The sequence below is a fragment of the Bacillus haimaensis genome (genome assembly GCF_048270625.1).
Taxonomy (GTDB): Bacteria; Bacillota; Bacilli; order Bacillales; family Bacillaceae_I; genus Sutcliffiella_A; species Sutcliffiella_A haimaensis.
Window position 1 is genome coordinate 39,751 of record NZ_CP158164.1, and the last position, 17,014, is coordinate 56,764.

General features: G+C 39.9%; 15 protein-coding genes. 13 read left to right on the forward strand and 2 right to left on the reverse strand.

The window, feature by feature from the left end; translation table 11 throughout:
• Nucleotides 1-11 precede the first annotated feature (11 nt).
• From ABN702_RS00165 to ABN702_RS00190, 6 genes are all read left to right on the forward strand, one after another.
• On the forward strand, nucleotides 12-1,325 hold the full coding sequence (locus ABN702_RS00165) for a UDP-glucose dehydrogenase family protein (protein ID WP_417898880.1): 1,314 nt from the start codon (nucleotides 12-14) through the stop codon (nucleotides 1,323-1,325).
• 119 nt (nucleotides 1,326-1,444) lie between these two features.
• Entirely contained in the window at nucleotides 1,445-1,945 is a 501-nt protein-coding gene (locus ABN702_RS00170) for a hypothetical protein (RefSeq protein ID WP_417898881.1), read from the forward strand.
• Between the two features lie 34 nt (nucleotides 1,946-1,979).
• Nucleotides 1,980-4,016 (forward strand): cell wall-binding repeat-containing protein, encoded by a 2,037-nt coding sequence (locus tag ABN702_RS00175; RefSeq protein WP_417898882.1) that lies wholly within the window; start codon nucleotides 1,980-1,982, stop codon nucleotides 4,014-4,016.
• 140 nt (nucleotides 4,017-4,156) lie between these two features.
• Nucleotides 4,157-4,927, forward strand: coding sequence for a teichuronic acid biosynthesis protein TuaG (gene tuaG / locus ABN702_RS00180; RefSeq protein ID WP_417898883.1), 771 nt, complete (start codon nucleotides 4,157-4,159; stop codon nucleotides 4,925-4,927).
• Between the two features lie 336 nt (nucleotides 4,928-5,263).
• Complete coding sequence (locus ABN702_RS00185) at nucleotides 5,264-6,325, forward strand: glycosyltransferase family 4 protein (protein WP_417898884.1); 1,062 nt, start codon at nucleotides 5,264-5,266, stop codon at nucleotides 6,323-6,325.
• Nucleotides 6,326-6,600: 275 nt separating this feature from the next.
• Nucleotides 6,601-7,947, forward strand: a complete 1,347-nt coding sequence (locus tag ABN702_RS00190; RefSeq protein ID WP_417898885.1) for a sugar transferase — start codon at nucleotides 6,601-6,603, stop codon at nucleotides 7,945-7,947.
• Between the two features lie 107 nt (nucleotides 7,948-8,054).
• Here the strand turns inward: ABN702_RS00190 and ABN702_RS00195 are convergent, their stop codons facing one another.
• Nucleotides 8,055-9,038, reverse strand: a complete 984-nt coding sequence (locus ABN702_RS00195) for an LCP family protein (protein WP_417898886.1) — start codon at nucleotides 9,036-9,038, stop codon at nucleotides 8,055-8,057.
• A gap of 19 nt (nucleotides 9,039-9,057) precedes the next feature.
• Nucleotides 9,058-9,696 (reverse strand): YigZ family protein, encoded by a 639-nt coding sequence (locus tag ABN702_RS00200; RefSeq protein ID WP_417898887.1) that lies wholly within the window; start codon nucleotides 9,694-9,696, stop codon nucleotides 9,058-9,060.
• Nucleotides 9,697-10,053: 357 nt separating this feature from the next.
• On the opposite strand from ABN702_RS00200, the gene ABN702_RS00205 reads away from it, so the two are divergent.
• The 7 genes from ABN702_RS00205 (at nucleotide 10,054) to ABN702_RS00235 (ending at nucleotide 16,951) form a co-directional block, all read left to right on the forward strand.
• Nucleotides 10,054-11,196, forward strand: a complete 1,143-nt coding sequence (locus ABN702_RS00205) for a sensor histidine kinase (protein ID WP_417898888.1) — start codon at nucleotides 10,054-10,056, stop codon at nucleotides 11,194-11,196.
• 27 nt (nucleotides 11,197-11,223) lie between these two features.
• The gene (locus tag ABN702_RS00210) at nucleotides 11,224-11,925 is read left to right on the forward strand and encodes a response regulator (RefSeq protein ID WP_417898889.1); all 702 of its coding nucleotides are present in this window, start codon (nucleotides 11,224-11,226) and stop codon (nucleotides 11,923-11,925) included.
• A 320-nt stretch (nucleotides 11,926-12,245) separates the two neighbouring features.
• On the forward strand, nucleotides 12,246-13,088 hold the full coding sequence (locus ABN702_RS00215; RefSeq protein WP_417898890.1) for a DegV family protein: 843 nt from the start codon (nucleotides 12,246-12,248) through the stop codon (nucleotides 13,086-13,088).
• 372 nt (nucleotides 13,089-13,460) lie between these two features.
• On the forward strand, nucleotides 13,461-14,432 hold the full coding sequence (locus ABN702_RS00220; RefSeq protein ID WP_417898891.1) for a nuclease-related domain-containing protein: 972 nt from the start codon (nucleotides 13,461-13,463) through the stop codon (nucleotides 14,430-14,432).
• Between the two features lie 239 nt (nucleotides 14,433-14,671).
• Nucleotides 14,672-15,802, forward strand: a complete 1,131-nt coding sequence (locus ABN702_RS00225; protein ID WP_417898892.1) for a DEAD/DEAH box helicase — start codon at nucleotides 14,672-14,674, stop codon at nucleotides 15,800-15,802.
• 285 nt (nucleotides 15,803-16,087) lie between these two features.
• The gene (locus tag ABN702_RS00230; RefSeq protein WP_417898893.1) at nucleotides 16,088-16,474 is read left to right on the forward strand and encodes a ComF family protein; all 387 of its coding nucleotides are present in this window, start codon (nucleotides 16,088-16,090) and stop codon (nucleotides 16,472-16,474) included.
• 60 nt (nucleotides 16,475-16,534) lie between these two features.
• Nucleotides 16,535-16,951, forward strand: a complete 417-nt coding sequence (locus ABN702_RS00235) for a TIGR03826 family flagellar region protein (RefSeq protein WP_417898894.1) — start codon at nucleotides 16,535-16,537, stop codon at nucleotides 16,949-16,951.
• Nucleotides 16,952-17,014: the final 63 nt, after the last annotated feature.

A 17,014-nucleotide genomic window follows, 5' to 3' on the forward strand; every position in this document is an offset into this window, starting at 1 on the left:
AGGGATAATTGATGAATATTTGTGTAATTGGTACAGGCTATGTTGGCCTAGTTTCTGGAGTTTGTTTTAGTGATATAGGAAATAACGTAACTTGTGTAGATATCGATGAAAATAAGATCGAAAATCTTAAAAAGGGAATAATCCCAATTTATGAGCCAGGTCTTGATGAATTAGTGTTGAAGAACATCGAAGAAAACCGACTGCATTTTACTACAGAGTTACAGACCGCAATGAGCGATGCGGAGGTTGTAATTATTGCAGTGGGGACACCACCAAAAGAAACTGGGGAAGCGGACCTTCGCTTTGTGGAGGCTGTAGCGAGATCAATAGGGAAAAACCTAACGGATTATAAAGTGATTGTCACAAAGAGTACGGTGCCAGTTGGAACAGGTAAATGGATTAAAGGAATCATTGCGGAAGAAGCAGGTCATTCAAATTTTGATGTAGCTTCTAACCCTGAATTTCTTCGTGAAGGCTCTGCCATTTATGACACGATGAATATGGAACGGGCAGTAATAGGAGTGGAATCAGATAAAGCAAAAGAGGTTTTATCAAAACTTCATGAACCATTCCAAACAAATTTGGTTATTGCGGATATCGAAACAGCTGAAATGATTAAATACGCTGCTAATGCATTCCTGGCAACAAAAATCAGTTTTATTAATGAAATAGCTAACATTTGTGAGTTAGTTGGTGCTGATGTTACAAAAGTGGCAGAAGGTATGGGTCATGATAACAGAATCGGAAAAGCATTCTTGTCTGCCGGCATAGGTTATGGTGGTTCATGTTTCCCTAAAGATACGAATGCCTTAATCAATATCGCTGAGAACGCAGGGTATAACTTGAAAATTGTTAAAGATGTCGAAAATGTAAATGCGCAACAAAGATATCGTGTATATGACAAATTGGTTGAAGCTTTTAATGGAAATATTAGCGGCAAGCGTATTGCAATCCTTGGATTGGCATTCAAGCCGAACACTGACGATATGAGAGCAGCGCCTTCCATTGATATCATTCCAAAGCTGCATAGTGACGGAGCAGAGGTTCTGGCCTATGATCCTGTTGCGATGAAAAACGCCAAAAAAGAAATTACAGATCTTCAAACAGTTGAATCTTACGAACAAGCGGTTCAAGATGCAGATGCTGTTATCATTCTAACTGATTGGAACGAATTTAAAGAAATGGATCTTCAAGACCTAAAATCCAAGCTTCGTCATCCAATTATAATTGATGGAAGAAACATGTTTTCTTTAGAGAAGATGGAGAATTTAGGCTTCTACTATGCTTCCATTGGTAGGAAAACAGTTAAAGCTGCTCAAGTCTAATAATGGGCGGTCCCATCGCTACTTAATTGATTTTGAAAGATGTGTAGTTACTTCTACACATCTTTTGGTTATGTAGAAATAAAAAATGCAATAATGACTCTCATTGAGGTGAATCAATTGTGAAAAATAATTGGAAAAAGATTGTGCTTGTACTGTTTGGAGTTCTTTTTATTTCCGGCTTTTTCTTTTTGGATAGTGGGGAAGTTTTGTATAACCAAGAAAAAGAAGAAGTTGATGAAGTAAGTATTGGGCAACAAAAGAATATTATGTCTTATATTGAAATCGCTAAGTTTAAATTCCATAACTTAACCATGTCAGAGGACTACCCTAATCCAGAAGATATGACCAAAGAAGAGATAGAGGATTACTTGTCTAATTATTTTTCCGATCCCATTCTCAGCAAATTGACTGCCTATTGGTCTGGAGAGAGAGACGAATTGGATGGACTTGTTGATCGGTTTCTTTCATTGAGTTCTGAAATCGAAGGCGCGGAATATGTCCCTCTGGAAGATCAAGAAGTTCGTGTGAACTGGTTCGATAAAAATCATTCCATAGAAGTTTTCCTTTTCGTTAAAAAGTCTGGAAACGGCTGGGTAATTACAGATATTGATTTTAAATAAGCTTTAGAAGTGAGCAACGGGGAGAAACAATGGCATGATAAAAATAAACAGAGCACTTCTTCTATTGAGTTTTGTTTGTGTTTTTTTCTCATTAGGTACAGAAGGAGCATTTGCGAACTCTGATGATAAAATGAGAATTATCGTAAAGTATAAAGAAAATCAAAAATCATCCTATGCTCAAAAAGAGAAGTTGGAGATAAAGGTTATTAAGAAGAAGGATTTTGAAAAAATTAAGAAACAGCTCGAAGGAAATACTGCCATCGATTACATGGAAGAGGATAGTAAGTATTACTATGCAGTAAATGATCCATTAATACATTACCAAGCGAATTATTTTGAAATATTAAATGTGGAAAATGCATGGTATAGTTCTAACCAAAATTCAACTCCGACTGTTGCTGTACTTGATTCGGGTATCGATCACATGCATCCTGACTTAAAAGATAGAATTGTTAAGCCTTTTAACGTATTGTCACCGGGAAGTATGCCAACAGATGAAATTGGACATGGTACCCATGTATCCGGACTTGTAGGTGCTTCAACAAATAATGGCATTGGTATAGCATCTATTGCAAGAGAGGCAAATATCATGCCGATAAAAGTTGGCGACAAAGATGGAGCCTTCGCTTCAGATATAGCAAAGGGGATTGATTTTGCGGTAAACAACGGCGCTGATATCATCAACATAAGCATTGCTGGACCAAATAAAAGTACCTTGGTTCAAACTGCAATTGCAAGTGCCATCTCCAAGGATGTATTGGTAGTTGCAGCTGCAGGAAACAGTGCAACACCTGAAGTGCAATTTCCGGCTGGCTATCCAGGTGTACTTTCTGTTGGAGCTGTTAATGGACAGAGAAACCTAGCCAGCTTCTCCAATTATGGGGATTGGGTTTCTGTAGCAGCCCCTGGTGTTGACATATTTAGTACGCATTTAACCACTTTTGCTGAAGGATATCAGTACATGGATGGAACGAGTATGGCTTCTCCAATTGTCGTTTCACAAGCAGCTTTCCTAAAAAGCATGGATTCTGGACTTTCCTCTGGCCAACTCTCACATATCATTGAAGAGTCAAGTGTGTATAAGGATGATTTGCCAGTAAAGCATGGCATTGCTAATGTCGAGGAAGCAGTTCAATACTATCATCAAAAAAATAGAATATCAGGGAAGAACTCCCTCGAAACCTCCGTAGCCATGGCACTTAATGGATGGACTACATTGGAAGAAAAAACATTATCAAATGGTACTAGGAATATAAAGGGAAAGTTTGCTTTGTTAGCCAGCAACCAAAATTTCGCAGACAGCTTAGCTACTGTTCCTTTAGCCTATAAATTAGACAGTCCTATCTTTTTAACAGAAAAAAACTACCTTCCACAATCATCCATTACCACGATGAAGGATATGGGAGTCGATCATGTTATTGTAGTAGGAGGAGAACAGGCAATAAGCAAAGAAGTTGAAAAGAAGCTTATCACTAATGGTATGATAACAGAAAGAATTTCAGGGAAAACAAGATATGATACAGCGGTAGAGATAAACAAGTTCCTATCCACAACAAGTGAAGATGTCATCGTTGTAAATGGCAACAGTTTTCCTGATGCATTATCCATATCTGCCTATGCAGCAACAAAGGGAATACCCATTTTATTTGTAGAAAAATCTTGGGTGCCGGATGCAACAAAACAGTTCATCCTGGATCATGATTTTAAGAACCGTTATATAATTGGTGGTACTGCAGTTGTGAACACAGCGCTGGAAGCTTCTTTGGATGCGAAAAGAATATCAGGTGCCAACCGGTATGCAACCAATATTGAGGTTTTAACTAGCTTCCCTTGTCATTGTGAAGGGTATAACTTTGCTACCGGAAAAGATTTTAAGGATGCCCTTTCAGGAGGATTACTGTCTGCGAAGCAAAATAAAGCATTACTATTAGTAAGGCCTGATGATGTCGATGCTACAACCGAGAAATATTTACTCAATCACCCAAAGAATAGCTTTAATATTTTCGGTGGCAGAAAAGCGGTCGAGTCTTCAGTCATTTGGAAAATAGATCGATTGCTATCTGAAAATTAGCCCAAGGACTTATGATATTTTCAAAGATTTGATGGCTATCGGCCTTACGATAGCCATTTGCATATTTATTGGGAATGTATTTAATTTTATTGTAAACATTATTAATATGATTGCATCATTGATGGCAGGAGGAAGAGAAGATGAACATTCAGACAGATGAACCTTTAGTCTCAGTCATTACCCCCGTATATAATGCTGCAAAATATATAGGAAAATCAATCGAATCCGTAATGGATCAAACATATCAAAATTGGGAAATGATACTAGTTGATGATATGTCGACTGATCAAAGTATTCAAATTATAAATGAGTATATGCGAAAAGACCAACGAATTAAATTGATTCAGCTAAAGGAAAATAGTGGGGCTGCAGTGGCGCGGAATACAGCTCTTGATGCTGCTGAGGGAAGATACATAGCCTTTTTGGATAGCGATGACCTTTGGAAACCTTCCAAGCTTGAAAAGCAGCTTGCTTTTATGAAGGAAAATCAATATGCATTTACTTTTACCCCCTACGAGCTGATGGACCAAGATGGCACAATTTTAGATAAAACAATAAATATGCCAGACAGCATCGACTATAAAGGATTACTAAAGAATACAATTATAGGGTGTTTAACGGTAATTCTTGATCGTGAGCAGGTTGGAAATGTTCGAATGCCGAATATCCGTACAAGACAAGATTTTGCCCTTTGGTTGTCCATATTGAAAAAAGGGCACCGAGCATACGCATTTCATGAACCATTGTCGATTTACCGCATAGTAGAAGGCTCTATTTCCAGTAACAAGCTAAAGGCAGCAAAAAGAAACTGGTATGTCTATCGTAAAATTGAAAAGCTGAACCTGATCTATGCCAGCTGGTGTTTTGTGAATTATGCATATACCGCCATTAAAAAAAGAGTAAAAGCGTAAATGCTCGACTATAAAAAATTGAAAAGAGGCTGTCCAAAATAGGAATTATCTTTGTTTTGGGGACGAGCCTCTTTATTATGCTAAAAAAATGAAACTTTTCAAGGTGTTTTACGTCTAACAAATTGGGTATTTAAAGAGTGGAATGCTTCAATTAAAATCTTGTCATAATTTTAATCAAAATATAATGTTATTGTTAGAATTATGTCGATTCAAGTTTGCTACAATGAACTAGAATTTATTCATCTTTTATTACAACAAATATTGGCTATTTAATTTTACATTCATTTTCATTTGTTTGTAAAAAATAAGAAAAATAAATGATAGGTGGTTGTAACAATGGACATAAAACTTTTACTAACATTTTTGGCTTCCTTTGCTACTGTCCTATTCGTTACTCCTTTGGTCATAAAGCTCGCTCATAAAATTGGAGCAACTGATAAACCTAACCAACGAAAAGTGCATCAAAAGATAATGCCAAGGCTTGGAGGATTGGCAATTTTTATCGGTGTAGCAGTGGGGTATCTGGTTTTTGGCCTTTATGATGAAAGAATATACGGTATCGTGGCTGGAGCAATCATAATTATTGTTACAGGCATTTTGGATGACATGTATGAGTTGAGTGCAAAGACAAAGCTTTTGGGTCAGATTCTAGCCGCGAGTACTGTCATATACTCAGGACTAACTATAGATTTTTTAACAATCCCATTTGTTTTCGATAGGTTTGATTTAGGATGGTTCTCCATACCGGTGACACTGCTTTGGATTATTGGTATCACAAATGCCATTAATTTGATTGATGGCCTTGATGGTCTAGCTGCGGGTATATCAGCAATTGCCTTTGCCACATTGGCAGTAATGGCTGGACTTGCGGGTAAAGAGCTGATTCTTGCACTTTGCTTAATTGTACTTGCAAGCACATTAGGATTTTTATTTTACAACTTCCATCCTGCCAAGATATTTATGGGCGATACAGGGGCTTTATTCCTTGGGTATTGTATCGGGGTTTTTTCATTATTGGGTCTGTATAAAAGCGTTACACTCTTCAGTTTTGTTATCCCTATCATCATCCTGGGAGTACCAATATTTGATACAGCCTTCGCTATTATAAGAAGAATACTTAATAAACAACCCATTTCTGCTCCTGATAAGAGCCATCTTCACCATCGCCTCTTAGAAAGAGGGATATCACATAGAAATACGGTGTTACTCATCTATGTATTCGGAATTTTCTTCAGTGTCTGTGCAGTACTGTTAGAATCAGCTACCTTTATTGGTGGAATCGTCATCATTATAACGTTGATTATCATCATCCAATTTACTGCAGAACTTGTGGGCATCATAAATGTTCGCTATAAACCGTTTATGCATCTATACAAAAAGGTCACAGGAAAAGAGTGATCACATTTTCCTTGGTCACTCTTTATTAATGAATTTTTAAATTCAAGGAGAAAAGTCGGACGAAACATATAAATATTCCCAGTTTTTTTAGTGTGAAAAGGTACAACTAGTTATTTCTTTTTTTGTTTATAAAATGTATACTAGTTTTTGTTGTGGTTTACGATTCATGATATAGAAATTTTTATTATTTTCCTTTTGATCTAAAAAGGTAGATATGCAGACTTATAGATTATTACGTAGCACTTACAGACACCATAAAAAAGGAGTTTTAAAACTTGAAAAACATTTTAGATGAAAAAGGAACGAGAGTTGCTTTTATAGTTGTTGATGTTGCTTTGATCACAATATCGTATTTTCTAGCTTTCTATATACGTTCTGAGACATATGATGCACGTAACTGGGATTCCTTTTTCTCGGTCCTTCCGTGGATCATGCTAATCAGTGTATTTTTCTTGTCAGTATTTGAAGTGAATCCTTCTCGCAGAAAGAGATTGTTTGATTACTTCGGAAGCATCATTGTCAGTACCACCTCAATCACGATTGCTACCATGGCAGTATCTTTCTTTTTCAGAGCTTTTGGATTACCACGTTCGGTAATTTTACTTTCATTTATTATTGGAATTGCCCTACTGACTATTTGGAAAGTTATTTTTTTGTATATAAGAAAATCTTCAAATCCTGAGAATGTACTAATTATTTCTAATCCTCAGGATAAAAGAAGACTTATGTATCAAGTGGAAGAAACATTTGCTTCAAAAATTAATTTGCATTTTGTAGACTACAATTCTCCTATAGAAGAAATATATGAAGCTATTAAAAATGCAGAGTCTGTTGTGATTGGCTCCAAGGATACGGATGAGAAAAAGAGCTCTATCATTTACTATTCCTTCAAGAACAGTAAAAACCTTTATCTGGTCCCGTCTTTCTATGACTTATTATTGTCTAAATCAGATATTACGCCATTTGAGGATACGATGGCACTCTCCATCAAGCCATTCGGTCTGTCGATCGATCAACAGATTATCAAGAGAACATTTGATTTAGTAGTATCCATTGTGGTACTACCATTCTTGATACCTATTGGAATTTTTGGTGCCTTATTAATAAAGTTGGAGAGCCCGAAAGGTTCCATTTTCTTCAAACAAGCTCGTCTTGGCAAAGATAATAAAGAATTTAGCATCCTAAAATTCCGTACGATGGTTGAAAATGCAGAAAGTTCTACGGGTCCAACACTTGCAAAAGAAAAAGATCCTCGCATCACTAAAATAGGTAGTTTCTTAAGAGCAACGAGAATCGATGAAATTCCACAAATTCTAAACGTTCTTAGGGGTGACATGTCTATCGTTGGCCCTCGCCCTGAAAGAAGCTTTTTCATTGAGCAGTTTAAAAAGGATATCAGCTCTTACGAATATCGTAATTCCGTGAAACCAGGTATTACTGGCTATGCACAAATCATGGGTAAATATACTACTGGTGTTCAAGATAAACTTAGATTTGATCTACATTACATCCGTAACTATTCATTGATGTTTGATATCATTATTCTATTAAGAACAGTGCTGGTACTTGTTGATAAATCGAAATCAGAGGGTGTAAAAACTCAACCTCAAGAAAATAACTAAAAAAACGAAACCGGGGAATTGACAATTTATACGTCAATTTTCCGGTTTTTATTTTGATCTTGAAAAGGAAACCCCCTATCGTATCATGACGATAGGGGGTGATATTTTTATTCCAAGTCCTGTTCAGGAGCTGAAATCTGCAAATGATTTCTTATTTCGCTTTTTATTTCTCCGACGCTTTCTTCATAAGGGACAAAGTAATAAACTCCACCAATATAGGAATCTTCACCTTCCAAGGTTATTGTACTAATGTCCTTGGAGTCGAAATTGGCAAATTGTTTTGTAAGTCCAATCCCTTCAGAAACACGTACATTGGTTTCAACATTTTTACCCAGTTCTTTTGAAATGTCATCAACTTTAAAAATATTCTTAGGTGAAACTAGTTCATCAATGAACGCAGCCATAATCTGGCGCTGCCTGTCGTTACGGCCAAAGTCACCTCTTGGGTCCTGTTTCCTCATTCTAGCGTAGGCTAATGCTTCTTCTCCGTTAAGGTTCATTTTTCCTTCATAGAAGCTTAAGCGCTTTTTTGTTTCATCGCTTGTTTCAGTAAAGTCAAACGGTACATCTACTGTAACTCCATCCACGATATTAATGATATTTTTAAATCCTTCAAAATTAACTGTAACAAAGTAATCGATGGGAACTTCTAGGAAATCTTCTACTGTTTCTATGGTCAGATCCTTTCCACCGTACACATGTGCGTGATTAATCTTAGTTTCTCCTTCCTCAGGAACTGTAACAAGAGTATCTCGAGGTATACTTAACATCTTCATCGTTTTCTTCCCTGGATCAATCGTTGCAACAATCAAACTATCTGTTCGACCATTCGTCCCCCCAGTAGAATAATCTTCAATACCCATAATAAGAACGGAGAACGGGTCTTTACTTATCTTTATTTCTTTATCTCTCAAGTCTGATTTGCCGCCCCGGTCAATCTCGGTATAAGCTCCATTGGCTGCTTGCAGTGTCTGGAAAATTACATAACCACCATAACTTAATCCAATTATACATATTATTAATAAGAACTTAAGAATGCGTTTAATGACTCTATTCTTGTTCTTTCTACGTTTTATTCTTGAATTGTTCAATGTTTGATCTCCTTCTAGGTTAAATAACCACTTCTTGCTCTCTATACATTAATATGCCTTCTTTTGTTGTATTTTTACCTTGGGTAAGCTCTATTATCCAGTTGAGGTAATCTTCTACTTGCTTTTCTTCGACTAAGATATCCAGTTGAACAGAATCTGTATACTGTATATCCTTAATGGAATAGTTGGATGAGCGAATTTCATTTTCAACTTTTCCTAATAAAGTATAATCGATGCTTGTATGCATCAGTCTAGTCAGCGTAAGCTTCACAATCCCCGTTGCCGCCAATCCTTCAGAAGTAGCCTTGCCATAAGCTCTAATCAATCCGCCGGCACCAAGTTTAATTCCACCGAAATAACGGGTAACTACTACTACCGTATCTTTTAGTCCTTTTTTCTTTAATACTTCCAGCATGGGTACTCCAGCTGTGCCACTGGGCTCTCCGTCATCGTTTGCTTTTTGGATAAGATCGTTCTCACCAATCAAGTAGGCGGAACAATTGTGCGTTGCATCCCAATGCTTTTTTTTGATTTCTTGGATGAAATCTTGTGCTTCATTCTCAGTCGTGGCTCTATTGATATAGGCAATAAACCTTGATTTTTGTATGTTTATTTCGTGCTCTCCGTACCCTTTAACGGTCAAGTATTGAGATAGCAATCGGACAACTCTCCTTCGTCTAACGAATGCGATGGGTATAGCTTATTACAAAGCCATACTTTATTTATTATAAGTCTATAAGGAGATGACATCAAATGAAATATAGTTCCAAATCCCTTATAATCGACAAAATAACCATTGTTTAATTGAATTGTAATGATATTGTTATACAAGTAAAACTTTTGTCCGATATAATTAGTAATGGACAATTTTCGACAATACCCCCACAAAGTGCAAAAATATTAAGAATTGTATACCGTGTAGTGTCTTTTGGTCTATTGGGTATAATGTACTATATAGAATGAGAAGTATTACTGATATTCTTTTAAGAATACAGGGTCTTTTGGAGGATGTCCTATGTCTCGGAAAGTTATAAACTCTAAACAATTAGACATGATAATTGAACAAATGGTGAAAACGGTTGAAGTGAGTAAAGATGAAATCTTCGAAATCGGGGAAAATTCCAGAAAAGAATTCGAGACACTGGCCAAGGAATTAAATTCGGTAAAGCTTGAAGTTGCACAGCTGATCCACAAGCAGGATAAACTGGAAATGCAGGTTCGAATGGCAAGAAACCGACTATCAGAAGTGAGCAGGCAATTTAAAAAATTTACTGAAGAGCAAATCAGGCATGCCTATGACCATGCGCATGAGTTGCAGCTAGAGCTTCATACTACTTCACAATTGGAAGTGCAGCTGCGTAATCGCCGCAATGAGATTGAACGCAGGTTGGTCAACCTCGAAGAGACGATTACAAAAGCGGATCGTCTTGTCAGTCAGGTGTCCGTTGTATTGAATTATGTGACAAGTGATCTGCAGCAGGTAGGTCAGATGATAGCAGATGCATCTGAAAAGCGTGAGTTCGGGTTTAAAATTATGGAAGCGCAAGAGGAAGAACGCAGAAGGCTGTCACGTGAAATCCATGATGGACCTGCGCAAATGCTCGCAAACGTAATGATGCGTTCGGATCTGATTGACCGGACCTTCCGCGAGCGGGGAGCATCAGAAGCGCTAAGTGAGATCCGCTCCTTGAAGGTGATGGTCCGTTCCGCCCTTTACGAGGTGAGACGAATCATTTACGATCTTCGCCCGATGGCACTGGATGATCTTGGGTTGATACCAACCCTAAAGAAATACATTTCGACAACAGAAGAATATCATAATGGACAGCCAAGCGTGGAATTCGTACACATGGGTTCCGAATCAAGATTGTCGGCAAATCTAGAGGTGGCAGTATTCCGTTTAGTCCAGGAATCGCTGCAAAATGCAATCAAGCATGCGCAAGCAAACCATATCCATGTAAAACTCGAATTAAAACCCACTCTTATAACAGTTATCGTCAAGGATGACGGAGTAGGGTTCGATACGACAGAAAAAAAAGAAAAGTCGTTTGGCTTACTCGGAATGAGGGAACGGGTAGAACTGATCAGTGGCGAACTAAAGATACAATCCAAGCCAGGGTCGGGAACCACGGTATTTATCCATATTCCACTAAGCTAATGAAAGATTTGGGAGGATGAGAGAAAAATGGATACAACAAAAATCGTAATTATTGATGATCATCAGCTTTTCCGTGAAGGAGTAAAACGCATTCTGGATTTTGAAGCCAATTTTCATGTAGTGGCAGAAGGCGACGATGGAATTGAAGCATTGGATCTGATGGAAAAGCATAATCCGGATGTCATCATCATGGATATCAATATGCCGAAGATGAACGGTGTCGACGCGACCAAGCAATTGGTGGAGGCAAACCCGGAAGCAAAGGTCATCGTCCTTTCCATCCATGATGATGAAAACTATGTGACACACGCCCTGCAAACAGGAGCACGCGGCTATCTGTTGAAGGAAATGGATGCAGATGCATTGGTTGATGCTGTGAAGGTTGTCGCTGATGGCGGGTCATACCTGCATCCGAAGGTGACGCATAATCTGGTAAGGGAATATCGACGCCTTTCCGAAAACGGCGCATCCAATGGCGGGGGTGCTGCGACGCTTGCGTATAAGCAAGTCGAAATTCGTCGTCCATTACACCTGTTGACACGCCGCGAATGCGAAGTACTTCAACTATTGGCAGACGGAAAAAGCAACAAGGCAATCGGGGAAGCATTGTTCATCAGCGAAAAAACAGTGAAGAACCATGTCAGCAACATCCTTCAAAAAATGAATGTAAATGACCGGACACAAGCCGTGGTAGTAGCAATTAAAAACGGCTGGGTAGAGGTCCGTTAGTCTTGGAGAGTAAAGAGCTCCAGGGCTTTTCTTTTTTTAATGGAAATTAAAAGCAAAGAGTTGGTGAAACTTATAGGGGTTTCATGTACAATCTAAATATAAGAAATAAGCTCTTTTCGTAAAGTCTGTTGCTTATGACAGTAAAAATCGGCTTTTGGATTTTTTACCGAGATTAACTACGCATAATATAAAAAGTAAATTATCTAATAATCCTGAAAAGAGCACGATGGTAGGTAAATTTACGTGTTTATGTTGTATACGTCAAAAGGAACAAGTCCTGCGAAACGCCAAGAAATATGGATTAAGGAAGGTTACTTATTATGAAAACGGCTATAGTTACGGACAGTACGGCCTACATCCCACCAGAAATTCGCGCAAAGCATCATATACATATGATTCCTCTCAATGTGATATTCGGCAACGAATCCTACCAAGAGGAGGTCGAAATCAAGGCCGACCAGTTTTATGAGGAAGTAAAGAACAAGAAGGAGCTTCCTTCCACTTCCCAGCCGGCGATCGGGGAATTTGTGAAGCTTTTTGAAAAGCTTTCGGCTAATTATGACGCTGTGGTGAGCATTCACTTATCAAGCGGCATCAGCGGAACGTTCCAGGGAGCGGTGGCTGCAGGGGACATGGTGGATGATATCGAAGTTCACGCATTCGATTCCGAAATCAGCTGCATGATCCAGGGGTTCTATGTGTTGGAAGCAGCGGAATTGGCGGCTGAAGGCAAGGGTCCGGAAGAGATTATTGCTCGGTTGAATGAGATGAAGAAGTCGGATCGCGCCTATTTTATGGTGGATGATCTTTCACATCTGCAGCGCGGCGGCCGTTTGAGCAGTGCGCAGGCGCTTGTAGGGAGCTTGTTGCAGGTGAAGCCTTTGCTGCATTTCGTGGATACGAAGATCGTTCCTTTTGAGAAGATCCGTACGCGGAAGAAAGCTTTGAAACGGATATACGATCTGTTCGATGAAGATGCTTCTTTAGGTGTTCCGATGCGGGCGGTTGTGATTCATGCGAATCGGGACGCGGAAGCAGAAGAGATGAAGATGGAGCTTGAGGGGAAGTATCCGCATGTGGAGTTTTTCATGAGTTATTTTGGCCCGGTCATTGGTACTCATTTGGGTGAGGGTGCGATGGGGCTTGGGTGGTATAAGAGGTAGATGGTTGTTGAGTTTATGTAGGGCGGAATGGGACACCACACTTGGAGTGTGGTGTTTTTTTGGTTTTGGGGTGGGGAAAGGAGGCGGAGTGTGTTCGTCCGGGCTGTCGGTCTCTAGCGGGCTGGAGAAAGTTGTCGTTTCTTGTTCAGATTTGCGTTAGGGCGAAAAATTAATTTTGCGGGCGAAAGCTGCTTGTTACCGGGCGCAAATATTCATTTTCGGGCGCAAACTCATGGTAATCGGGCGTATTTTCGAAATTCTGGGCGAAAACTGTTTTTTCGTAACCAAACCAATTTTCCATTTTAAAAATTATGCAGGATATTATAGTTTCTCTGAAGAAAGTTTGCCCTAGAACCCTTTAGGAGTGATGAAATGATCAAAAAACCAAGAGAAAAGTCTGTTAGATTGCTGACGGTAGAAGCCGGGAGTAGAAGAGTTCGGTCCGATCACCCGAAATATCCACTCATTGAAGCAGAATTGGGAAGACTTCAAGCAGGGTACCGGGGAGAGCAAGCGATGGACTACTACTTAACCTTTCTTCCAGCTGAAAATTATCAAATCCTTCATGGACTCCGGCTTGAGGACCATAAGAGTAGGTATTTCCAGATGGATACCGTGTTGCTGAGTCCTTCTCACTGCTTATTGCTTGATTCAAAGAATGTAACCGGAGAACTGGAGTTTGATGAAAAGTGCCATCAACTAAAGAGAAAAACCTTGAATGGCTACGAAGCATTAGGCGATCCGATATCGCAGGTGGAGAGGCAAAAACATCAGCTTGAAAAGTGGATGGAAAACCACATTGGTAAAAGCATCCCCATAATTTCGCAAGTGGTGCTAACCAATAAAAATGCTACTTTGTTGGGCAGCACAACCTCACTCATGAAGAAAGTGACCTTCCTTACCAATCTCCCAAACAGAATGAACACCATTCATGGAAATTTCCCTAACTCAATATTAGATGGGAAAGAACTACGTAAATTAGTCCGCACTTTAATTAAAAAGCATATACCAGACACCTTCGCATTATTTGACTATTACGATATCCCTGTGAGTGAATTCATAAACGGGGTAATATGCCCTGATTGCATGCACTCCCCTATGAAAAGAAGAAAGGGATTTTGGCTCTGTATTGAATGCGGATGCAAATCCAGAACAGCGCATGTGGAGACATTGAAGGATTATTATCTTTTAATCGGAAACACGATTACTAACAAAAAGGCCAGAGAACTTCTGCTTATATCTAGCAAATCATCAGTACTTAGAATTTTGCAAGCCTTGGATCTTCCTTGCAAAGGGCAAGGAAAAAACAGCGTATATACTCTTGATGGACTAATGAAATCATGAAGAATCCCTTTTCAATAGACCTCCACCAATTCCTCACCGGCAAACGCCTCCTCCCAGACGAACTTCCCTTTACAAACGACCTAATCCAACATCACCATCAAAACGGCTATCTACATTTCCACCAAGGTGTTAAAGACTTCACTTGCATTCGTTGCGGTAACAAAGACCTGGAGCTGTTCGCAAGTTTTCATTGTGCCCGTTGCCAGAAGGAATGCTGGTATTGCAGGAAGTGTATTCAGATGGGACGTGTGAGTGAGTGTACGCCATTGATCAGTTGGAGTGGTCCTAAATTAGAAAGTCATACTAATCATCGTTTGGAATGGAAAGGTAACCTTTCAAAGGGGCAGCAGCTTGCCTCCAAACAGGTAGTGCAAGCCGTGGAAAACAGGACTTCTCTTCTAGTATGGGCAGTTTGCGGAGCCGGAAAAACAGAAGTCCTTTTCAAAGGAATCGAAGCTGCACTCTTAAAAGGCCAAAGGGTGTGCATAGCCACCCCACGAACCGACGTAGTGCTCGAACTTGCCCCTCGCCTTCAGCATGTTTTCCCAGAAACGGAAATCGCGGTGCTTTACGGCGGAAGCGAAGAACGCACGAAAAATGTACCGCTCACGATTACGACCACGCATCAGCTGCTCCGCTATTACCGAGGCTTCGACACAATCATCATTGATGAGGTGGATGCTTTTCCCTACTCGATGGAACCGATGCTGCAGTATGCTGCAAATGAAGCAAGGACGGAGGATGGGGCAATTTTTTACCTTTCTGCCACTCCCTCCAAAGAGATGCAGCGTGACGTGAGAATGAAAAAGCTGGATAGTGTGGTCATCCCGGCGAGGTATCATGGCAAGCCTCTTCCGGTTCCAGGATTTGAATGGTGCGGTAAATGGCGTGCAAAGCTTGGAAAAGGAAGAATCCCGATCAATTTAAAGCTGTGGATACAACAACATTTTAAAGACGGAAAACCAATCTTTCTTTTTGTACCGGATATTGAACTCCTGGAAAAGGTTGTGAGGATCTTGCAAGAGAGCTATGGCGACGAGGTTGCGGGCGTTCATTCCAAGGACAATGAGCGAAAAGAGAAAGTGGCACGGTTTCGGGAGGGCAAAGTCAAAATTCTGGTGACGACGACCATCCTTGAGAGAGGGGTGACCGTGCCGAATGTGCAGGTGGGGGTGCTTGGAGCGGAGGATGATATTTTTACGGAAAGTGCTTTGGTGCAGATTGCGGGAAGGGCTGGACGGAATGCCAAGTTCTCCTTAGGCGATGTACGTTTTTTCCATTATGGCAAAACGGGTGAAATGAATAGGGCGAGGGATCATATCAGAAGGATGAATTACCGGGCAAAACAGGGAGGGTTCTTACATGAGTAAATGCCTGATATGTAAGGAGCTGGTCGCAGCGCATTTTGGATGGACCGAATATTTGGGGTTGGGCAAGGTAAAGCTGATTTGTACTGACTGTGAAGCTAAGTTCGAAAAAATCGAGGGAGCTCTGTGCAATGGCTGTGGTCGGGAATGGCCGGACAGTGTGTGCCCGGACTGCAAGAGATGGGAGAACACGGAATATAAAGGGGTATTGAAGTACAACCGGTCTATTTTTCACTATAATTCTTTTATGAAGGAAGTGTTGGCGCTTTATAAATTTCGGGGGATGCGGTGCTAGCAAACATTTTCAAGGAAGAGTTGAAAAAAATATTCAGCTCACATTTCCAAAACCTACTGGTTGTACCAATTCCATTGAGTGAAGACCGGTTATATGAGCGTGGCTTCAATCAATCCTTATTTTTGGCACGGCAGTTGAACGTGGAAATAGTGGAGGCTTTAGGCAAACATGAAACGGGAAAACAGTCCAAAAAGGGACGCTCAGATAGGGTTGCTGGAGAGAATCATTTTTACGTTGCGCAACCAGATGCTATTCGGGATAGAGATATTGTACTCCTGGACGATATCTATACAACAGGAACAACCATCCGTATGGCGGCCAAGCGTTTGAAGGATGCTGACGCAAAAGAAATCTCTTCCCTCACGCTTGTTCGAAGTTAACATTCCAGAAATCTATACGATATAAATAATAGAAGATTTCGGATGAAGGGGTGTTTCGCGATGTCACAACTTGATAATTGTCCTAATTGCGGACAGGTTTACATAAAAAATGCTTTTCGCGAAGTGTGCATGGATTGCTATAAGCAGGAGGAAGAGGATTACCAGAAGGTTTATAAATTTATCCGTCAGCGTGAAAATAGAACGGCAACGATGGAGCAGGTAGTGAACGGAACAGGGGTGTCAGAAGCGCTTATTGTAAAATTCATCCGCAAGGGAAAAATTCAACTTTCTCAGTTTCCGAATTTAGGTTACCCCTGCGACAGATGTGGTACATTAATAAGGGAAGAAAAGCTTTGTGTTTCCTGTAAAAAGGATATTCAAACGCAGCTAACTCAAGTGGTCAGGGAAGAAGAACGTCAGCTGGAACTGAAAAACTTAGGTAAAACCTACCATGCTGTAAATAAAAATAAGAGATAAACTTTTAGATGATGTTGCCGATATAGTTAGTAGAAAATTGAACGAGAAAGAAGGGATATGCTT

Excerpts from the sequence above, each read along its gene's own strand:
- ABN702_RS00175 (WP_417898882.1), top strand. The coding sequence starts at position 1,980 with ATGATAAAAATAAACAGAGCACTTCTTCTATTGAGTTTTGTTTGTGTT.
- ABN702_RS00225 (WP_417898892.1), top strand. The coding sequence starts at position 14,672 with ATGGGACGTGTGAGTGAGTGTACGCCATTGATCAGTTGGAGTGGTCCT.
- ABN702_RS00205 (WP_417898888.1), top strand. The coding sequence starts at position 10,054 with ATGTCTCGGAAAGTTATAAACTCTAAACAATTAGACATGATAATTGAA.
- ABN702_RS00220 (WP_417898891.1), top strand. The coding sequence starts at position 13,461 with ATGATCAAAAAACCAAGAGAAAAGTCTGTTAGATTGCTGACGGTAGAA.
- ABN702_RS00165 (WP_417898880.1), top strand. The coding sequence starts at position 12 with ATGAATATTTGTGTAATTGGTACAGGCTATGTTGGCCTAGTTTCTGGA.
- tuaG (WP_417898883.1), top strand. The coding sequence starts at position 4,157 with ATGAACATTCAGACAGATGAACCTTTAGTCTCAGTCATTACCCCCGTA.
- ABN702_RS00210 (WP_417898889.1), top strand. The coding sequence starts at position 11,224 with ATGGATACAACAAAAATCGTAATTATTGATGATCATCAGCTTTTCCGT.
- ABN702_RS00215 (WP_417898890.1), top strand. The coding sequence starts at position 12,246 with ATGAAAACGGCTATAGTTACGGACAGTACGGCCTACATCCCACCAGAA.
- ABN702_RS00185 (WP_417898884.1), top strand. The coding sequence starts at position 5,264 with ATGGACATAAAACTTTTACTAACATTTTTGGCTTCCTTTGCTACTGTC.
- ABN702_RS00235 (WP_417898894.1), top strand. The coding sequence starts at position 16,535 with ATGTCACAACTTGATAATTGTCCTAATTGCGGACAGGTTTACATAAAA.